This is a genomic window from Pseudomonas sp. RGM 3321 (genome assembly GCF_022836805.1).
In the GTDB taxonomy this organism is placed as follows: Bacteria; Pseudomonadota; Gammaproteobacteria; order Pseudomonadales; family Pseudomonadaceae; genus Aquipseudomonas.
Map to the genome: position 1 here is coordinate 1 of NZ_JALHBH010000116.1, position 20,461 is coordinate 20,461.

A 20,461-nucleotide genomic window follows, 5' to 3' on the forward strand; every position below is an offset into this window, starting at 1 on the left:
GCTCATCAGCGGGAGGCGAATTCTACAGCGTTACAACCGCGTGTCAAACTCTTTTTTCTCACCACTGTCGATCACTGCTGACTCGACCTGCTTCCTCGCTGACTCTTCACTCAAAACCCTTGCAAACTATTGATCTACAAGGTTTTTTCGTTTCCGTCTGCGCCGGAAGTGGGGCGAATTATAGACAGATCACAGAGGGCGTCAACCGTTAATTTCAAAATCGCCGAAATTGCCCGTTTCGTGATTACCTATATAGAAGGGAAAGCAAAGATTGCGCAATATATTGCCCATGCATCGATTGTTGCGCATCATGTCCGATTACCAGTACCCGGATCACCCCCAGGATATACAACCGAAATGTCTGAGAAACCCCACACTATAGCGGCCGCCCTTTTCCCTTTGGGGCTGCTGATGATCGCCATGATCTCCATTCAAAGCGGCGCGTCACTGGCAAAGAGTCTTTTCCCCGTAGTGGGCGCACAAGGCACCACGACCTTGAGGCTGGTATTTGCGAGCCTTATCCTTATCGCCATCCTGCGCCCGTGGCGAGCGAATCTGACCGCAAAATCGCTACGCACCGTGGTGATCTACGGCATTGCGCTGGGCAGCATGAACCTCCTCTTCTATATGTCGTTGCAGACTGTACCTCTGGGAATCGCGGTCGCGCTGGAGTTCACCGGTCCACTGGCTGTAGCTCTGCTATCTTCGCGCAAGCCCATAGATTTTCTATGGGTTTCTCTGGCAGTCATCGGTTTATTGCTGTTGATCCCCCTGGGGGCCTCGAACGAAGCGATTGATCTGGTCGGCGCTGCTTATGCTCTCGGGGCCGGGGTGTGCTGGGCCGCTTATATAGTGTTCGGGCATAAGGCAGGTGCAGACAACGGCGTGCAGACCGCCGCACTTGGCGTGATGATCGCCGCACTCTTCATCGGACCTGTCGGCGTGCTACACGCAGGCTCTGCATTACTGGACATTTCACTGGTGCCGGCAGCACTGGGTGTCGCCATTCTGTCGACCGCCCTGCCCTACAGCCTGGAAATGATCGCCCTGACGCGAATGTCGGCGCGCACATTCGGCACGCTGGCAAGTCTGGAACCTGTCTTCGCAGCGCTGTCAGGCCTGGTGTTTCTTCACGAGAGCCTTTCACTGACCCAATGGCTGGCAATTGGCGCAATCATCTTCGCATCCATCGGCGCAACCCTTGGTTCTGCAAGCACCAAACCTCAATTGGTCCCGGCCGACTGAACTGACCACGCGGTCATAAGGTCAAGAAGCGACATAGCACTAGCATTTGTTAAGCGCATGCGCCATGTTTACACCTGACCTACTGATGTTCGAGAGTTCTGCGTCACAGTTTTACCGACTCATGATCCAGTCAACCGGATGGATCGCGATCAGCAATGGCCCGCTAAGGAAAGGAATGAAATACATTTTTATCGTATTGGCCATGTTGGCTGTGGCAGGTTGTGCAGCTACATCCAAGCCCGTCAAGCAAAGCAAGCGCGGCATTCACATCAACTGCTCCGGCCTGACGTCTTCCTGGGCCAAATGCTATGAGCTTGCGACCAACGCCTGTGCGTCAAGGACGTTCAAGGTCATCGCAAAATCGGGCGATGCCACCGAAGAGCCGGAAGACTATCCGTTCGGCCTCAACCCCGCTGGTTATACCAGCCGCAGCATGATCATTGTCTGCAGAAAAAGCACGCCGCTGACAAACCCGTCACCGCAGGACTAGACTGCGGTAACTGGCTTCGATCCATCCGAGATCAGACAGCGACCGTGCGCGCCTGCAACCATAGCAATGCAGTACCCTGCAGTAGAGGGCTCAACCGCACAAGAACCTGAGCGTGGTAATCATTCAGCCAAGTGCGCTCTTCCTCGTTCAACATCGAGACCTCGATGCAACGCGTATCGATCGGGCACAGCGTCAGGGTTTCAAAGCGCAGGAACTCGCCGAACTCGGTAGTGCCCGCTTCCTGGTTAATCACCAGGTTTTCGATGCGCACACCCCAGCGTCCGGGCCGGTAAGTACCGGGCTCAATGGATGTGATCATGCCTGGCAGCATTGCCGTCTGCGGCGTTGCAGGTGCCTGATAGGCAATGACATGTGGCCCCTCGTGGACATTCAGAAAATACCCGACACCATGCCCGGTGCCATGACCATAGTTGACGCCTTCACTCCAGATTGGCGCTCGGGCAATGGCATCCAGCAATGGCGACAGAATGCCCGTGGGGAAACGAGTGCGCGATAACGCAATAACGCCTTTGAGAACCCGCGTACAGTCCTGCTTCTGCTCAGCACTCGGCGCGCCGATAGCAACCATGCGCGTGATATCGGTGGTGCCGCCAAGGTATTGACCGCCCGAGTCGATCAACAGCAAGCCATCACCTTCGATCTGCGCATGCTCCGCTTCAGTCGCACGGTAATGCGGCATCGCACCGTTGGCATTGAAACCTGCAATGGTTGCAAAGCTGGGTGAAACATATCCCGGACGTCGCTCCCGTGCCTGAGTAAGCTTTTCATCAATGGTCACTTCGCTGATGGGCTCACGTCCCAGCGCACTGTCCAGCCAGGCGAAGAACTCACAGAGTGCCGCACCATCCTGTTCCATTGCCTGACGGATATGACCTGCATCGGTCTCGGTTTTTTGCGACTTCAACAGCGTACTCGGATTAAGCCCTTCGACCAGCGTGACTTCACTGTCCAGATAATCGAGCAAGCCGCAGGTAACACGCGCCGGGTCAACCAGCAGTCGTGCGTCTTTCGGCAGCTCGCGCAAGGCTGCGCCAATCTGCGTGTACTCCATGAGATTGATACCGTCGCGCTCCAGACGCGAACGCACCGAGTCCGGCACCTTCTTCGAGTCCACGAACAGCGTGACGCTATGCGGGCCGATCAGGGCGAAGGCGATGAAAACCGGATTATAGGAGACGTCAGCGCCACGCAGATTGAACAGCCAGGCTACGTCATCCAGTGTTGCGATGAAGTGCCAGTCAGCGTTTCGCTCGGCAACGATCTGGCGAACACGAGCCAGTTTTTCACCACGGTCCAGAGATGCCTGAGGGGGCAAGTGTTCGTAGATTGGGTGAGACGGCAAGGCGGGACGGTCCTGCCACAGCTCGGTGAGCAGATCGATATCCGTACGCAGGCGGGCACCGCGCGCGTAAAGCCTGCTTGCAAGAGTACGCGAAGAGGCAACGGCCAGGACCGCCCCGTCAACGGCAACCACACTTTCGGCTTTGGCTTCGTCTGCCAGCCATTCAAGCGGACCCTGCTGGCCCGGCACCAGTTTTACCAGCTCGATACCGCTACCTGCCAGTTCCTTGGTTGCCTGCTCCCAATAGCGACTGTCAGCCCATATGCCTGCAAAGTCCTGGGTAATGATCAGTGTACCGACCGAGCCGTGAAAACCGGACAGCCACTGGCGCCCCTGCCAATAGCCGGGCAGGTATTCGGAGAGGTGCGGATCCGCTGACGGCACCAGATAGGCATCGATGCGCTCCCTGCTCATCAAGGCGCGGGTTTGCGCCAAACGTTCTGCCACTTCTGAACTGGCATTGGATTGCGTGCTCATTGACTCTCCTGCTGACCCGGAAATTGACTGCGTTCACCCGTTCAGATAATGGAGCACTCATCGAGACTGAGCAACCGCCCAAAACGCTGGCTGAATCAGACAGGCATGAATCGACTCAGTCGCACGCTCGATATCCTGATCACGAGTGAAGCGTCCCAAGCTCAGACGTATGGTCTGACCGGCAGCCTGCGGGCTCAGCCCCAGAGCCAGCAGGACGTGTGAAGGCAGGTTCTTCGCCGAATTACAGGCCGAGGTGGAAGAGAAGGCAAGTCTGTCGCCCAGCGCTGCTACGTCGAGATCGTTATGGGTGAACGTAAAACTGAGGGTGTGGGCAATCCGCTGGGTGGGACTGCCGTTAATACACACACCCGCAATATCGGCCAGTCGCTCACAGAGAAGACGATTGAGCCGCCGTATTTCAACAACCTCTTCTTCAAGCACTTCGGCCGCCAGGGCAAAGGCCGCGCCCATCCCGGCAATCTGATGCGTCGCCAGGGTGCCGGAGCGCAGACCACACTCGTGCCCGCCCCCATGAATCTGGGCGAGAACCCGTTGCTGCGCGCGCGGACCGACATACAGCGCGCCAATCCCTTTGGGCCCATAGATTTTGTGTGCAGAAAGCGACATCAGGTCTACTTCAAGCTGGCTCAAGTCAATCGGCAACTTGCCAGCGCCCTGCGCAGCGTCGACATGCAACAACGCGCCGTGGGCCCGTACCCGCCTGCCGATTTCCGCGATGTCGTTGACCGTACCCAGTTCGTTGTTGACCAGCATCAGCGAGACCAGAAACGTATCATCGCGCAAAGCGGCGCTGACCGCATTGGCACTGATCAGGCCATCGCTGTCCGGTGCCAGCCAGGTAACCTCGACGCCCTCTTCCTCAAGTTGCCGGGCAGTATCAAGGGTTGCCTTGTGTTCGATCTGACTGGTGATGATATGGCCGAACCTGCCTCCGGCTGATGCTGCCTGCCTCTTCGCGCGCTCTTGAGCCACGCCCTTGATTGCCAGATTGCTGGATTCGGTAGCACCGGAGGTCCAGATGATCTGCGAGGCCTGAGCACCTACCAGATGGGCAACCTGCTCACGGGCAATCTCTACCGCAACGCGGGCCTTTTGTCCGAATGAATGAGCGCTGGATGCAGGGTTACCGAAATTGCCTGCCACACCCAGACAATCGACCATGACCCTGATAACACGCTCGTCCACAGGTGTAGTGGCGGCGTAATCAAAATACAGCACCGGCTCTTTCATGTTCGCTCTCCTGCTTGCAGTCCATGAGCACAATCATGCAACAAACCACATAGAACCAAAAATTATCAATTGGTATTTATATAGAACAATTAGAAATATAAGGAGACCGAGATTGTAAAATCAGATGACTTATTGTCGTCTTGCAGGGCACGTTCAGCGTGTCATTTAAATACACCTGAAGGATGATATTTTTTTGACACCCTTATAAATCATATAGTTATAAAATCTGCTCTACCATTAATCAAAAATCTAACAGAAAGCTGACGAAATAATTTGACAGATACCCTGCCGCCACTGATATATAGGACCGTCAGGCGCATTCCGTTGTCACGCACATGCCGCAGAGCATAGCGTCGGAATAATCAAGCCGAAGTCGACCGCTGTTCCGTCCCATGCTGTCAGTTATTTCCACGGTGCTCATCAGGCGCTGGCGGATGTCTGTTGACTCCCCATTCTATTTTTAAAGTGCTGAACACGTTCGGTGTGGCGGTAGCGTTGCCTGAAGCAATGCAGCGCCTGCACGCAAAAAAAGATGTCCGGTCACCCACTCGGCAACACCCCGATTCAGAGAAACATGGAGGCTTCGATGATTAATGTGACCAAGACGTATCTGGGTGATATCGACCAGTTCAAACGCTACGTCGAAGGTATCTACGCCCGTGGCTGGCTGACCAATCACGGCCCGCTGGCCAAGGAACTGACAGACCGGCTCAAGGACTATCTGGGCGTCAAACACATTATTCTGACCAACAATGGCACCTTGGCCCTGCAGGTTGCCTATCGGGCTCTGAGGTTGAGCGGCAGCGCTGTTACAACGCCATTCAGTTTCGTCGCCACCAGCAGCTCGCTGCAATGGGAAGGTATTCGCCCGGTCTTTGCCGATATCGATCCGGACACCTGGAATATCTCGCCGCAGCACATCAAACGCAGCATCGCCGAAGACACCACAGCAATCGTGGGCACCCACGTGTTTGGCAATCCTTGCGACGTAGAAGCCATTCAGCAAATTGCCCGTGAACATAAGCTCAAGGTGATCTATGACGGTGCACATGCATTTGCCGTGCGCCATGCAGGCCAGTCGGTGCTCAACTATGGCGATATCAGCACCCTGAGCTTTCACGCCACAAAACTGTTTCACACAATCGAAGGCGGCGCGATCATCACCAACGATGACGAACTGGCCAGAAGCGCCCACCTGATGTGCAACTTTGGCATATCGGGAGTAGACCGAATCGACGGCATCGGCATCAATGCCAAGCTCAATGAATTCTCCGCAGCCATGGGGCTGTGCATTCTCGACAACATCGGCAACATCCTTGAGGAGCGCGCGCAAATCGCTCACCGCTATACATCAGCGCTGGAAAGTTACCTGGACCTGCAGCAACCCCAGGCCGACAGCGAACTCAATAACAGCTATTACCCGGTGGCGCTGCATAACGAGCAACAGCTGTTGACGGTGCGCACGGCACTCAACCTGCGCAAGATCAACCCACGCCGGTACTTTTACCCCTCACTCGACACCCTTGAATACCTGCAGCCACAGCCCGGCCAGCCTGTGTCCAGAGCATTGAGCGAACGAGTGCTGTGCCTGCCGATCTATCCCGGCCTGCTGAGAAGCGAGCAGGACCTGGTCATCCGCACGCTGATCGAAACCTGTGGTGTGACTGATACGGACTACCCGGCTTGCTCCGCTGCCAGGGTCTGCTGACTATCATGCGTGGCACAAGCCCGGTCATTCGCAGCCGTTCGATCATTCGCAACACCGTCCTGAACTACAGCGGACAGGCCTATGTAATGCTGGTCGGGATTCTGATCATGCCGTTTTATCTCGGCCATCTAGGTGCCGAGGCCTACGGCCTGATCGGTTTCTTCACCCTGCTGCAAGCCTGGCTGCAACTGCTGGACGCAGGGTTGTCCCCCAGCCTGGTGCGCGCGGTGGCACATCAGCAAGGCACTCCCGTGAGCCAACAAAGCCTGGGTCGTCTGCTGCGCTCATTTGAATTGATATTTCTGCCCATCGTGATGCTCTGCGGCCTGCTTATCCATGTCGCCAGCCCCTGGATCGCAGCACAGTGGTTGAACGCCAATACGCTGCAACCCGACACACTGGCACAGTGCATCACCCTGATGGGCATCGTCATCGCCTTGCGCCTGTATTCGACACTCTATAAAAGCGCCATTCAGGGCCTTGAGCAGCACGCCTGGCTGAACGTTGCCAACGTGTCGATTGCAACGCTGCGCTACTTCGGCGGCTTGCTGCTGGTCAGTCAGTTTTCCCGGGACCCACAGGACTTTTTTGTATTTCAGCTAGTGGTCGGGCTGATGGAAACCCTGCTCTTTGCCAGCAAAGCCCGCAGACAGATGCCTGCGCCGCACTGGCTGACCGGCCTGGACTGGCAACTGGTCAAGCCGCTGCTGCCCTTCGCTGCCAGCCTGTCGTTGAGCGCAGTGCTGTGGATTGTGCTGACTCAGGTGGACAAGGTGCTGCTGTCGAATCTGCTGCCACTGGATCAATACGGCTACTTTTCACTGGTTGCGTTGATCGCCACTGGCATCGTGATGCTGAGCAACCCGCTGGTTCAGACGCTCTTGCCGCGCCTGACCGTGTTGATGGCCGAAGGCAGACGCGACGACATGCACACGTTGTTTCTGGCAGCCAATCGCCTTGCCTGTACCTTTCTGTTCCCGCTGGCAGCGGTCATTGCCCTGTATGCCGAGCCGCTGATTATCGCCTGGACGGGTGATGGCGCCGCCGCGCGCTGGAGTGGACCGGTGCTGGGCTGGTACGCGCTGGGCAGCGCAATCATGGCCGCCAGTGCTTTCCAGTTCTACCTGCAATACGCCTATGGCCGAATGCAGCTGCACCTGTGGTACAGCGTGATTTCGACACTGATCAGCGTGCCTGTAATGTTCATGGCTATCCATTATCAAGGCGTTTACGGCGCAGCGCTGGCGTGGTTTTTCCTGCGTGCGACGTCCTTCGCCATATGGCCCGTCATCGTCCATCGGCACCTGGCACCTGGCCTTCATCGCCAATGGTTGAGCGACATTCTGCGGATCAGTGCGATGACCACTGCGGGCCTGGCGATCAGCGCGCCGGTGTTCCATCTGATTGCCGATGAAAGCCGTGGCAGCCTGCTGCTGGCGCTCGCCGCCAGTGGTCTTGTCACTCTGACACTGGTGGCGGCAAGCCATAGACCGCTGGCGTCGAAAATCTATGTTTTGTTCAGCAAACCGAGTACCTGAGCCATGGACGACACTGCAAAAAATACCGACGAGGCCTGCATGGCACCGCCGTTGCTGAGCATCATATGCCCCGCCTACAACCAGGAGGCATTCATTGCTCAGGCACTGGACGGGTTTCTGTCACAGCAGACCGATTTCAGGTTCGAAATCCTGATCAACGACGATGCATCCACTGACGGCACTGCACGCATCATTGCGCACTACGCCGAGCGGCATCCGACGATCATTCGGCCCTTCTATCAGCAGGTCAATCAGTACAGTCAGGGCGCGCCTTGCGTTCCGGGCCTGTTCGCTGAAGCCCGCGGCCGTTACATCGCCTACTGCGAAGCCGACGATTACTGGACTGATCCGCGAAAGCTGCAGTTGCAAGTGGACTTTCTCGAGAGCCATGCCGATTACGTCATCACCTATCACGATGCGTTCGCCTTCGACGAACACGACCAGTACGGCGTGCAGCTGCAAGGCCTGCTGCGCAGCGACGCTACGGCGCTGGAGCTGCAACAGGCCAGACGCTTGTCGACCCTGACCGTCTGCTTTCGCAATGTCTTCAGCACAATGCCGCCCGAATTGAGCATGTGCGGAGCACCGTTGAACGATATGTGCTGGTGGTCGTTGCTGGGGGCTTACGGCAAAGGCAAGTTCATGGCGCAGATCAAGCCGGCGGCCTATCGGCTGCACCCCGGCGGCGTGTTTTCCATGCGCAGCGACAAACGCAAGTTGCACATGAACCTGCAGACCTGTTCAAGCCTGGCCAACTATTACAACCGTCTGGGCAATCAGCCTTTGTACGAACACTTCCTGATGCAGACGGTGTGCCTCTCGCTGGCGGCGCTCGCCCCCCGCCACAAGCTGCAGACCTTGTGGAAGGTGGCCGGCAACGTTGTCGTCAACCTGAGCAGACGCCTGTTGCCGACTACTGGCAAAGCACATGTTCAGTAATGTGCTGGTGTTATGCGTCGGCAACATCTGCCGCAGCCCGATGGCCGTCGCGATGCTGCATCAACGCCTTGAAGCTACGCAGGTGCGCATTCAATCGGCAGGCATCGCCGCGCTGTCGGGTTCGTCCATCGACCCGGCGGCTCGGCAGGTTCTGCAATCGCACAGGGTGCAGCCTCGGCGTCATGCAGCTCGGCAGATGAGCCGTGAGCTACTGCGCCAGGCCGATCTGATCCTGCTGATGGAGCAGGCACACTTTGCCGATGTCCTCAAACTCGCACCCGAAGTACGCGGCAAAGCCTTTCTGATCGGTAAATGGCAACACCCGCTCGACATCGCCGACCCTTACCGACGTCCCGCATCAGCCTTTGAACAGACCTACGCGCAGCTCTCACGCTGCATTGACGACTGGCTTCCTCATTTTCAGTCAGGAGCAACAGGATAAATGACCGTCATGAACCGTCCTTCGCTGGATTTCCAACAGGACTCCCGGATTGATCTGGCAGCGGTCCTGCGCATGCTGTTCGATCACAAAGCCCTGATCCTGTGGACCGTCAGCCTGTTTTTTCTGATCGGCCTGGGCTATGCCGTCCTCGCCACGCCGGTGTATCAGGCCACCGCCATGATTCAGATAGAGCCCCGAAAAATCGGCATCGAGGGCACCCCGGAGGTCAGCGCCAAGCCATTGTCAGTGTCGCAGGCGACCACCGAGATAGAGCTGATCAAGTCGCGCGCATTGTTGGGCAAGGTCGTCGACGATCTGAAGCTCAATACGCTCCAGACACCCGACGTCTTTCCGGTGATCGGCCCCTATCTATATCGCACCTTCAAGCCGGTGCGCGATGGTGAATTGGCTCAGCCTTTGTTCGGCCTGACGCAGTACGCGTGGGGTGGCGAGAAAATCGAGGTGTTCCAGCTGGAAGTGCCGGAGCACCTGTTGGGAGAAAAACTCACCCTCACCGCAGGCAAGCCTGGCCAGTTCTCGCTCTACGATAACGAGCACAATCTGTTGCTTGGCGGCACCATCAACCGCATTGTCGAAGGCAACGGAATAAAGATTCAGGTCGCTACGCTGCGCGCGCGTCCCGGTACCGATTTCAGCGTCTCCAGACAGCGCACGCTCAGTACCGCGCTGGTTTATCAGAACCGTCTGAAGATCGCCGAGGCGGGCCGGGACTCGGGCATCATCTACCTGTCCATCGAGGACCAGGACGCACAGCGGGCCAACCGGATTCTTGACGAGGTCAGCCATCTGTATGTACGCCAGAACGTGGAGCGCAGTTCGGCCGAGGCCGCCCAGCGGCTGCAGTTTCTACGCTCGCAGTTGCCTACCGTGCGCAAGCAACTGGAGGAAGCGGAAACCGCGCTGAACACCTTCCAGACCAGCGCCAGGTCAGTGGACCTGAGCATCGAAACCAAAGGCGTGCTTGATCAGGTGGTCAGCCTCGACTCGATGCTTTCCGAACTGAAACTCAGGCGCGTAGAGCTGGAGCGGCTGTACACCCGTGAGCATCCGACCTATCGCAGCCTGATGAGCCAGATGAACCAGCTGGAACAACAGAAACAAGGCCTGTTGAAGAAAATCGACGCGCTGCCCATGACCCAGCAGGAGTTGCTGCGTCTGACCCGCGATATGCAGGTCATCAGCCAGACCTACACATTGATGCTCAACAAGAGCCAGGAACAGGACATTCTGCGCGCTGGCAGCATCGGCAATGTGCGGGTCATCGACAACGCCGACACCAACGTAGAAAGACCCGTCAAACCCATGAAGACGCTGATTGTGCTGATCGCCACGCTGATCGGTGCACTGGTCGCGATGACCATCGTATTCGTGCGCCAGGCGTTCTATCGGGGCATCGAGAGCGCCGAAGTCATCGAAAGTCTGGGCATGCCGGTCTACGCATCATTGCCTCACTCGCGGCAGCAGGAACGCCTGGAAAAGCGCGATCAGGACAGCAAGGACTCAAGACTGCTAAGCATTGCCGCACCCGGTGAGCTGGCCATCGAATCGCTGCGCAGCCTGCGTACCAGCTTGCACTTCGCCATGCTGGAGGCGCGTAACAACGTGCTGATGATATCGAGCCCGACACCAGGCGCCGGCAAATCGTTTGTATCGAGCAATCTGGCAACCATCATTGCCCAGACCGGCAGACGAGTCCTGTTGATTGATGCCGATATGCGCAAAGGCTACCTGCATCGGCTCTTTGGCCTGCAGCCCAAACACGGTCTGTCCGACACGCTGGCCGCCCGCTTGCGGTGTACCGAAGTCATCCATCAGACGCGGGTCCGGCATCTGGATTTCATCTCCTGTGGTTTCGCGGCACCCAACCCCTCGGAACTGCTGATGCATGACAACTTCAACAGGATGCTGGCCGAATTATCGCCGCTGTATGACCTGATCCTGATCGACACGCCACCCATCCTCGCCGTGACCGACGCGACACTGGTGGGTCGCCAGGCAGGCACCTGCCTGCTGGTTGCCCGTTTCGGCATGACCACCGTCCAGGAAATCGAGGCCTGCAAACGCCGCCTGGGCCAAAACGGAATTCTGATCAAGGGTGCCATTTTCAACGCGGTGGTGCGCAAGGCCACGACGTCTGATTACGACTACGCGGCCTATGGCTACAACTACCACGCTGCGCCCCGATAACCCGTATTGACGCCTGCCGTTCACTGAGCTGTTCATTTAAAAGGAATTAATCATGACCCTCTCCGCCCAGGACGCTCGCTGGTATCTGATCCAGACCAAACCGCGTCAGGAAGCCCGCGCCGAAGAGCATTTGCAACGCCAGCATTTCCAGTGCTACCGACCGCTACAGGTCGATGCGAAAAAAACCACTGCCAGGGTTCAGGCCGACGAGCCTCTGTTTGCCGGCTACCTGTTCATTCATATGGATCAGGTACAGGACAACTGGTACCCGATTCGCTCCACCCGCGGCGTCTCGCGCATTGTGACGTTCGGCGGGCACCCGGTACCGGTTCGCGATCATCTGATCGAGCAGATCCGCCAGCGACTCTCCACACCTGCGCCCAAAGCACGATTTATTCAGGGTGATCCGGTAATGATCACGACGGGCAGCTGGAATGATGTGGAAGCCATCTTTCTGAGCGAAGACGGCACCGAGCGTGCGGTGATTCTGCTCAACATGCTGCAACGCCAGCAAAAAGTGGTGTTGCCCATCAGCAGCCTGTCAAGGGTCGAAGCCCGCGCCTAAGGCCTGCCGTACCTGCAGAAAACTGCCCAAGGCGTGTGCCTGAAAACATGCGTCGTCAGCCTGCTTCCACTGCCCCCGGAACCACACCATGCCCCACCAGACCACCCTGGTGACGCTCACCTATGGTGACCGTTTCAGCTATCTGCACACATTGATCAGCCGCTCGCTGAAGAGCCCGCTGATTGGACGTGTGATCATTGTCAGCAACGCTTCCGTCGCACCATTGCAGGCGCTGTGCGACGAGTGGCCCGAGCGGGTTCAGGTGATCTCGCTGCCTGACAACACCGGCTCGGCCAACGGCTATTCGACAGGCATCAAGGCCGCGCTGGAAAACGGCGACGATTACATCTGGCTGATGGACGACGATAACGCGCCGACCACCCATGCCATTGAGGTGCTGCACCGGTCTTTGCAAGAACGTGAAACGATCGACGGCCAGGACAATTGCGCAGTGCTCGGTTTTCGCCCCACGCATCAAGCGGACATCGCTGCGGGTGTACCGCTGCGTTACGCCATTCAGCGGCGCTCGAGCTTCTTCGGCTTTCACATCGACCAGTTGCCATACAAGATCTGGCGACGCCTGCCTTGGGGAAAGCCGGGGGCCAGCGTGGCCATGCCGGAACGGGTACAGCTTCCTTTCGCTACCTACGGGGGGTTACTGGCCCATCGCAGCCTGTACAAGAAAATCGGCCTGCCACTGGACGCACTCAAGCTGTACAGCGATGACACCGAATACACCTGGCGCATTACCGACGGTGGCGGGAAGGTATTTCTGGTACCAGAAGCGCTGCTGGAGGATCTCGAGGACTCATGGAACATCAAGGCGCGCACCCGCAACGTCTATGAAAGCTACCTGTCGGGCGGATCGGACCTGCGCGCCTATTACGCCGCGCGTAACCAGGCGTGGTTCGACAGGCATATCTGGGCGTCCTCCCCCCTGCTCTACCGACTCAATCGCCAGGTGTTTCTCTGTCTGTTGAACCTGTATGCATGGCGCTATGACGCCGACGCGCGTCTGAACCTGATCAACGACGCCATTCACGATGGGGAAGCCAGTGTGCTGGGCCTGAACAAGGCCTACCCGCTATGAAGATACTGTTTATCAGCAGCCTTTATGCGCCCGATATCGGCGGCGGCGCAGAGATCATTCTGCAACGTACTGTCGAGGGCTTGCAGCAACGTGGACACAGCGTCGCCGTGCTGGCCACCACCGACCGGCCCGGCCTGCAGTTGGCAGAGGTCAATCGGGTCAAGGTCTATCGCGCCGGCCTGCTCAACTGGTACTGGCACTTCATCGCCCAGCGTCCGGGCCGTCTGGCGCGGCTTGCCTGGCACTGGCGCGATCGCTACAACGCCGGCATGCGCGAGTACCTGAGGCGAGTGGTGGAGCTGGAGCAGCCGGAGCTGGTGGTGTGCCATAACCTGACCGGCTGGTCGGTGTCGGCATGGGACGAAATAACCGGGGCCAATCGGCCGATCGTGCAGGTCCTGCATGACTTTTACTTGCTCTGTCCGGCCAGCACCATGTTCAAGAAGGGTCACAGCTGTCAGCGCCAATGCACGATGTGCTCGCAGTTGCGCAGCAATCATGCACAGCTGTCAGAACAGGTCGACACGGTCGTTGGTGTCAGCCGCTTCATGCTCGATACCTTGCAGGCGCAGGGCTATTTCAAAGGCGCGCGGGGTTACGTGGTGCATAACGCGAGCCCGTTCACCCCGCCGATTTCCGGGCAGCCCAAGGCACCCATCGATGACGCACCGTTGCGCTTCGGTTACTTGGGCACGCTGTCCACAAACAAGGGGCTGGGATGGTTGATTGATCAGTTCCAGCATCTGCCGTTCAAAGCCACCCTGCAGATTGCCGGGCGTGGACAGGCGGCCGATGAAAAGCATTTCAGGGCCATGGCCACATCACCGGACATCAGCTTTGTCGGCGTCCAGAAGCCCGAAGACTTCTACCGCCAGATCGACGTGGCAATCGTCCCCTCCATGTGGAATGAGCCATTCGGCATGGTGGCCGTCGAGGCCTGCGCACATGCCCTGCCAGTCATCGCCAGCCGCATGGGCGGGTTGACGGAAATCATTCAGGAACCGCTCAACGGTCTGCTGTGCAGCCCCGATGACCCGGACTCGTTGGGGCTGGCAATGCTCAAGCTGCACCAGCAACCGGAACTGCTGGCACGCCTCGGCAGCCAGGCACGCAACAGTGTCGCGTCGTTGATGAACCTGGACCTGATGCTGGACCAGTACGAAAGCATCTTTGCCCAGACCCTGCAGGACCGCCGCACATACGTCACACAGTAACGGGGCGCAATCTGCCCCATCAAGCCCGTTCAAGGACAGAACCTGGCACCAGCCAGATCACCCTCATCAGCAGGATGCTCGAGATGATTGTCATCAATTCACGGTTCCTCACCCAGGATGTCAGTGGTGTACAGCGTTACGCAGAGCAGATGTGCAGAGCCCTGAAGCGGCTGCGCGACGATCTGGTATTCGTCGCTCCGCGCACTATCAGGCTGCATGACTGTGCCAGCGCACTGGAGGCCCAATGCATCGGTCATTCCACCGGGCATATGTGGGAACAGATCGACCTGCCGCTTCACCTGAAACGTCAAGGCAGCCCGCTGCTGATTTCGGTCAGCAACACAGGGCCAATGTTCTATAGCAATCAGATAGCCACTCACCACGACATCACCTATGTACGCTATCCGCAAAGCTACACCCGGCTGTTCCGCCTGGCCTATCGGACTATCACCCCGATTCTGCTGTCACGCGCCAGAACGCTGATCACCGGCAGCAGCTTCTCGCGAAGGGAAATAACCTCGTTCTATGACTACGCCGAGGACAAGGTGCTGGTCGTACCCGCTGCGGTCAGTGACGAATTCACGCCGGGGCCGACAACTGTCGATCAGCCAAGATACCTGCTTGCAGTTTCCTCACCCGCCGTACACAAGAATTTCAACCGGATGATTCAGGCATTTCTGAGTTTGCGTGGCCACACCGACCTGCAACTGCATATTGTCGGCGCAGCCAGCGCACTGTTCGCCGACCCTGATCTGCAACACCTCGCCTGCCGTGACCCGCGCATCCGTTTTCTGGGGCGACTCAGCGATGCCGAACTGATCAGCCAATATCAGGGTGCCACAGCGTTCGTATTTCCTTCGCTTTACGAGGGGTTCGGCATTCCGCCGCTTGAAGCCCAGGCCTGCGGTTGCCCGGTGCTGGCCGCCAATGCCGCTTCGATCCCCGAAGTCCTGCAAGGCAGCGCACTGTATTTCGACCCGCTGGATGTCAGCCACATGGCCGCAGCAATGCAGCGCGTGCTGGTGGATGCGCCGCTGCGCAATGCGCTGCGTGCTCAGGGATTGCATAACGTGCAGCGTTTTTCCTGGGACCTTTCCGCGCAGCGCCTTTCCCAGCGTATCGATGCGCTGCTGGAGTCTGCTCCTGCATCGCAGAGCAAGCGCCATGTCGTCCCCGAGTCGTCCGCCGGCAAACCCTGAACCCACAACAGTAACGCCAGGATGCGCCCCGTCGCATCCGCAGTAGCGCGGACCATTACAGCAAGGAACGCCCATGAGAATTGCTATCGTCCACGACTGGCTGGTGAGTTACGCCGGTGCCGAGCGCGTGCTTGCTTCAATGATCAACGTCTGGCCCGATGCGGACCTGTTTGCAGTCATCGACTTTCTCAGCGATCAGGACCGCGCGCAGCTGCGCGGCAAGGTAGCCAGAACAACGTTCATCCAGAAGCTGCCCGGCGCGCGCAAACATTATTCACGCTACCTGCCGCTGATGCCGCTGGCAATCGAGCAACTGGACCTCTCCGGCTATGACCTGATCATCAGCAGCAGTCACGCAGTCGCCAAGGGCGTGCTTTGCGGCCCGGACCAACTGCATATCAGCTACGTGCATTCGCCGATCCGCTACGCCTGGGACTTACAGCACCAGTACCTGCAGGAATCAGGGCTGGGCAAGGGAATCAAGGGCACCCTGGCGCGCCTGATTCTGCATTACATGCGCCTATGGGACCAACGCACGTCGACCGGTGTGGACGCATTCATTGCCAATTCGGGCTTTATCGGTGCACGCATCTCCAAGGCGTATCGGCGTGACTCCACCGTCATCTATCCGCCGGTGGACACCCTCGGTTTCACGCCCCACGGCGCGCGCGCGGACTTCTACCTGTGTGCCTCGCGGATGGTGCCCTACAAGCGCATGCCAATGATCGTCGAAGCCTTTGCCGCCATGCCGGAAAAACGCCTGATCATGATCGGTGACGGACCGGACCTGGCCAAGGCGCAGGCCATTGCCAGGCAGGCGCCCAACGTAACGCTGCTGGGTTTCCAGCCTGGCGCGGTACTGCTGGAACATATGCGCAGCGCCAAAGCGTTTGTCTTCGCCGCCGAAGAGGATTTCGGCATCAGCCCGGTTGAAGCCCAAGCCTGCGGCACGCCGGTGATTGCGTTCGGCAAGGGCGGCATCATCGAGACCGTGCATGGTCTGGATCACCCGCAACCGACCGGCGTGCTCTATCGGCAGCAAACCGTGGCAGCACTAAGCGCCGCCATCGACGAGTTTGAAGCTGCGCAATCACGCATCACGCCGCAGGCCTGCCGAGCCAACGCCGAACGGTTTTCGGTGGCGCGTTTCGAGCAGGAGATCAAAGCCTTCGTCGAGAATCGTCTGGCCACCTCGCATCTTGTGCATCTGGCCCGCCTGCCGCACCCGCACCGCGTTGCTCAACAAGCGCCGGTCTCGGGCAGCGAACTGCCAGGCCGTGTCGTCCCCATAAAAACCGTCTGAGCGAGCCCCTCCAATGCGCACTTCCGTCCGCGGCATTCTGCATGCCCATCAGTCAGCGCTGTCGCTCGCCCATCGTCTGCTGGACCTGATCATCATCGTGTTGATCGGTTACTGGCAAACCGGGCTGCAGGTCAGCGACAACACCCAGGCCTGGTCGCACATCATTCTTGCGGTACTGGTATTTCACTGGGTCAGCGAATATCACCAGCTATATGGTTCATGGCGTGGCGAGCGCATCCTGCGCGAATTGACCAAGGTTTTCAGTTACTGGGCGATGACCTTCATCACCCTGCTGTCACTGAACAGCCTGCTGCTCAACCAGACACAATTGCCCGATAACGGCCAGATGAGCTGGTTCGCCCTGGCGCTTGCGGTGCTGTGCGGCTATCGACTGCTGATCCGCCTGGCCCTGCACACGCTGCGTCGGCACGGCTTCAATACGCGCAGGGTGGCAATTGTCGGGACCGGCCAGGTCGGTGAGCGACTGGCGCGTTCCATCTCCCTTGCGCCGTGGATGGGGCTGAACCTGCTGGGGTTCTACGACTCGCACCCGCAGCAGATGAATCTGCAGGACGAAAAACGTCGCCTGCCAGTGCTGGGTGATCTGGACCAGTTGATCGAAGATGCCCGCGCAGGCCGGGTAGACAAGGTGTACATCACCCTCGCGTTCAGCGCCGAGCCGCAATTGCGCGAGCTGATTACCGGCTTGAGCGACACCACCGCCTCGGTGTACCTGATTCCCGACGTGTTCATGTTCGACCTGCTGCATGCCCGCAGTGAAAGCATCAATGGCCTGGCCAGCATCAGCATTTTCGATTCGCCCATGGACGGTGCCTGGAGCCTGGTCAAGCGCGCCGAAGACATCATCCTGTCCAGCCTGATTCTACTGCTGATCGCCCTGCCGCTGCTGGCTATCGCTGCGGCCATCAAGCTCACCTCTGCGGGCCCGGTGCTGTTTCGCCAGCGCCGCTACGGACTGGACGGCCGTTCGATCATGGTCTGGAAGTTTCGCAGCATGAACGTTCAGGAAAACGCCGATGTGGTGCTTCAGGCAACGCGCAATGACGCACGCGTAACGCCGCTGGGGGCATTTTTGCGGCGCACTTCGCTGGATGAACTGCCGCAGTTCTTCAATGTGCTGCACGGCGATATGTCCATCGTCGGCCCGCGTCCTCACGCCATCGCCCATAACGAGCAGTACCGCAAACAGGTCAGCGGCTACATGTTGCGTCACAAGGTCAAACCCGGCATCACCGGCTGGGCGCAGATCAATGGCTGGCGCGGTGAAACCGACACACTCGACAAGATGCGCATGCGCGTGGAGTTCGACCTGGAATACATCGAGCACTGGTCGATCTGGCTGGACCTCAAAATTATTCTGCTGACGCTGCTCAAAGGCTTCGTCAACAAGAACGCCTTCTGACGTTTCCGCGGAGTGAACGAACGCGCCGAAATTCGTCGGTACGCCGAAAGAAAGGAGCAATGCCATGAAAGGAAAAACACGATGAATCCAAGGTTAGTTGCTTTACTGCTCACCAGCCTGGCGCTGCAAGGCTGCGCATTCGCCCCGGGGCAGCACATGACCCCGGACGACGTTACCACCGTTAAACCAGACGAACCCAGGGCGCAACTGGTCGAGGTCACACCGAAAAGTCTTCAGCAACAGCAACAACGCGCCAGCGCAGATGCCAAGGCACTGCCGCAGGCGCTGCTTGACTACAAGACTCCGGAATACGTGATCGGCGCTGGCGATACCTTGCTGGTCACCGTGTTCGAACACCCGGAACTGACCGCGCCCGGCTCGCAGGACCAACTGGATGCCAACACCCGGGAGGTGCTGAACGATGGCACGCTCTACTTCCCCTACGTCGGACGAATTCGCGCGAGCGGCAGAACGGTGAGCGAGGTGCGCGAGCAGTTGCGCATGGGGCTGGCGCCGCAATACACCGAGGTCAAGGTCGATGTCAAAGTGCTGCGCTACAACAGTCAGCGAATACTCCTGTCCGGTTCCTTCAAAGTGCCCGGCCCGCAACCCATTACCAACATTCCGTTGAGCTTGGTGCAGGCCGTGAGCGTCGCGGGCGTCGACCTGACCGATGCCAATCTGGCCGGTCTGACCCTGCGCCGCGATGGCCGCGATTACCTGATCGACATCGACTCGCTAAACCGTAGAGACTCGCAACTGAGCAGAATCTTCCTGAAGGATGGCGATTACCTCCACCTGAACAGTAATTCGCGAAACAAGATCTACGTGCTGGGCGAAGTACGTAACCCGCAAGTGATCTCCTTCGGCACCACCCGCCTGACATTGCTGGAGGCACTGGGCAACTCCGGCGGCCTCAGCCCGGACAGCGCAGATGGCGATGCGGTGTATGTGATACGCGGTGCGGAAAACTTTGCCGAAGCGACCTCCACCGTTTACCACCTCAATGCCAAGAAGCCCACCGCCTATCTGCTGGCGGGGCAGTTCGAGCTCAAGGCGCAGGACGTGGTATTTGTCGGGCCGGCCGATATCACCCGCTGGAGCCGATTCATCAGCCAGTTGCTCGGTTCGGCCAGTGTGGTGCAGACCGGCGCAGCGTTCCGCAACTGACTCTGACGTCGCTTTGAAAATCTTCCTGCAAGCAGTTTTGCGGGAATTTTTTTGGCCAGCCGAATAACGCGAAACTGTTGCCTGAGCAACAGTCGTTCAACAGTTGGCTGGCTTTTCGTCAGCATCGCAACACCGCACCATCTGTATGAAAAGCGCGCAAGCCCAATGCCTGCGGGCCATCACCGAACCTTGCGAAGGCTGGCACACAAGCTGCTTTACAGACACACGCTTATCGCAAGGAAATCCCATATGCTCGTTGTTTCACTTTCCGGCAGCCCTTCGCCCAAATCCCGTTCCGGCGTAGTGCTGGCTCATGCCAGCCGCTGGTTGCAAAGCCACGGGGTGGAGGTCACCACGCTGCGCATACGCGACTTCAATGCCGAGGACCTGCTTTTTGCCCGCTTCGACAGTCCGCAAGTGCTGGAATTTATCGAAGCGGTCAGGCAAGCCGATGGCCTGCTGATTGGCACGCCGGTTTACAAGGCGTCATTTTCAGGCGCACTGAAAACCCTGCTCGACTTGCTGCCCGAGCGCGCACTGCATGGCAAAGTAGTCTTGCCGCTGGCCACCGGTGGCAGTATCGCGCACATGCTGGCCGTGGATTACGCGCTCAAACCGGTACTGTCGGCCCTCAAGTCACAGGAGGTGCTGCACGGCATCTTCGCCATCGATACCCAGATCAGCTACGACGACAACGAGGAAGGCGGCACTCTGGACGAAATCCTCATCGAGCGCCTGCATGAGGGGCTGGAGCACTTCCATCACGGCCTGCAACGCCGTTTGCAGGCACGCCACAAGCAGGCTGGCGGGCATTTGCAGCTGGCTTTATAGCCAGG

At 58.4% G+C, this 20,461-nt stretch carries 17 protein-coding genes; 15 read left to right on the forward strand and 2 right to left on the reverse strand.

Annotated features, from left to right (window positions below):
• Positions 1–357: 357 nt before the first annotated feature.
• Together rhtA and RGM3321_RS19055 are read left to right on the forward strand one after the other, a co-directional pair.
• Entirely contained in the window at positions 358–1,245 is an 888-nt protein-coding gene (gene rhtA / locus RGM3321_RS19050; protein ID WP_244394389.1) for a threonine/homoserine exporter RhtA, read from the forward strand.
• A gap of 175 nt (positions 1,246–1,420) precedes the next feature.
• Entirely contained in the window at positions 1,421–1,735 is a 315-nt protein-coding gene (locus RGM3321_RS19055; RefSeq protein ID WP_244394569.1) for a hypothetical protein, read from the forward strand.
• Between the two features lie 31 nt (positions 1,736–1,766).
• On the opposite strand, the gene RGM3321_RS19060 is transcribed toward RGM3321_RS19055, so the two are convergent.
• Together RGM3321_RS19060 and RGM3321_RS19065 are read right to left on the reverse strand one after the other, a co-directional pair.
• Positions 1,767–3,575, reverse strand: a complete 1,809-nt coding sequence (locus RGM3321_RS19060) for an aminopeptidase P family protein (RefSeq protein ID WP_244394390.1) — start codon at positions 3,573–3,575, stop codon at positions 1,767–1,769.
• Positions 3,576–3,632: 57 nt separating this feature from the next.
• The gene (locus RGM3321_RS19065) at positions 3,633–4,826 is read right to left on the reverse strand and encodes an aminotransferase class V-fold PLP-dependent enzyme (RefSeq protein WP_244394391.1); all 1,194 of its coding nucleotides are present in this window, start codon (positions 4,824–4,826) and stop codon (positions 3,633–3,635) included.
• Between the two features lie 586 nt (positions 4,827–5,412).
• Here RGM3321_RS19065 and RGM3321_RS19070 point away from each other — a divergent pair.
• The 13 genes from RGM3321_RS19070 to ssuE all read left to right on the forward strand — a co-directional run bounded on the left by RGM3321_RS19070 (position 5,413) and on the right by ssuE (position 20,456).
• Positions 5,413–6,534: a DegT/DnrJ/EryC1/StrS family aminotransferase gene (locus tag RGM3321_RS19070; RefSeq protein WP_244394392.1), complete on the forward strand. Its 1,122-nt coding sequence runs from the start codon at positions 5,413–5,415 to the stop codon at positions 6,532–6,534.
• 5 nt (positions 6,535–6,539) lie between these two features.
• A complete protein-coding gene (locus tag RGM3321_RS19075; RefSeq protein WP_244394393.1) occupies positions 6,540–8,072 on the forward strand; it encodes an oligosaccharide flippase family protein in 1,533 nt (510 codons plus the stop codon).
• 3 nt (positions 8,073–8,075) lie between these two features.
• A complete protein-coding gene (locus RGM3321_RS19080; protein WP_244394394.1) occupies positions 8,076–9,011 on the forward strand; it encodes a glycosyltransferase family A protein in 936 nt (311 codons plus the stop codon).
• On the forward strand, positions 9,001–9,453 hold the full coding sequence (locus RGM3321_RS19085) for a low molecular weight protein-tyrosine-phosphatase (protein WP_244394395.1): 453 nt from the start codon (positions 9,001–9,003) through the stop codon (positions 9,451–9,453). Before RGM3321_RS19080 ends, RGM3321_RS19085 begins: the two co-directional genes overlap by 11 nt.
• Positions 9,454–11,661 (forward strand): polysaccharide biosynthesis tyrosine autokinase, encoded by a 2,208-nt coding sequence (locus RGM3321_RS19090; RefSeq protein ID WP_244394396.1) that lies wholly within the window; start codon positions 9,454–9,456, stop codon positions 11,659–11,661.
• 52 nt (positions 11,662–11,713) lie between these two features.
• Positions 11,714–12,226 carry a transcription/translation regulatory transformer protein RfaH gene (gene rfaH / locus RGM3321_RS19095; RefSeq protein WP_244394397.1) on the forward strand — a complete coding sequence of 171 codons (513 nt, stop codon included), beginning with the start codon at positions 11,714–11,716 and terminating at the stop codon, positions 12,224–12,226.
• Positions 12,227–12,314: 88 nt separating this feature from the next.
• Positions 12,315–13,316 carry a glycosyltransferase gene (locus RGM3321_RS19100; RefSeq protein WP_244394398.1) on the forward strand — a complete coding sequence of 334 codons (1,002 nt, stop codon included), beginning with the start codon at positions 12,315–12,317 and terminating at the stop codon, positions 13,314–13,316.
• Positions 13,313–14,530, forward strand: a complete 1,218-nt coding sequence (locus tag RGM3321_RS19105) for a glycosyltransferase family 4 protein (RefSeq protein WP_244394399.1) — start codon at positions 13,313–13,315, stop codon at positions 14,528–14,530. Before RGM3321_RS19100 ends, RGM3321_RS19105 begins: the two co-directional genes overlap by 4 nt.
• 83 nt (positions 14,531–14,613) lie before the next feature.
• Positions 14,614–15,729, forward strand: a complete 1,116-nt coding sequence (locus RGM3321_RS19110; protein ID WP_244394400.1) for a glycosyltransferase family 1 protein — start codon at positions 14,614–14,616, stop codon at positions 15,727–15,729.
• 73 nt (positions 15,730–15,802) lie between these two features.
• Positions 15,803–17,032 (forward strand): glycosyltransferase family 4 protein, encoded by a 1,230-nt coding sequence (locus RGM3321_RS19115; protein ID WP_244394401.1) that lies wholly within the window; start codon positions 15,803–15,805, stop codon positions 17,030–17,032.
• Positions 17,033–17,045: 13 nt separating this feature from the next.
• The gene (locus RGM3321_RS19120; RefSeq protein ID WP_244394402.1) at positions 17,046–18,455 is read left to right on the forward strand and encodes an undecaprenyl-phosphate glucose phosphotransferase; all 1,410 of its coding nucleotides are present in this window, start codon (positions 17,046–17,048) and stop codon (positions 18,453–18,455) included.
• A gap of 81 nt (positions 18,456–18,536) precedes the next feature.
• Positions 18,537–19,625, forward strand: coding sequence for a polysaccharide biosynthesis/export family protein (locus RGM3321_RS19125; protein WP_244394403.1), 1,089 nt, complete (start codon positions 18,537–18,539; stop codon positions 19,623–19,625).
• A 249-nt stretch (positions 19,626–19,874) separates the two neighbouring features.
• Complete coding sequence (ssuE, locus tag RGM3321_RS19130; RefSeq protein ID WP_244394404.1) at positions 19,875–20,456, forward strand: NADPH-dependent FMN reductase; 582 nt, start codon at positions 19,875–19,877, stop codon at positions 20,454–20,456.
• Positions 20,457–20,461 lie beyond the last annotated feature (5 nt).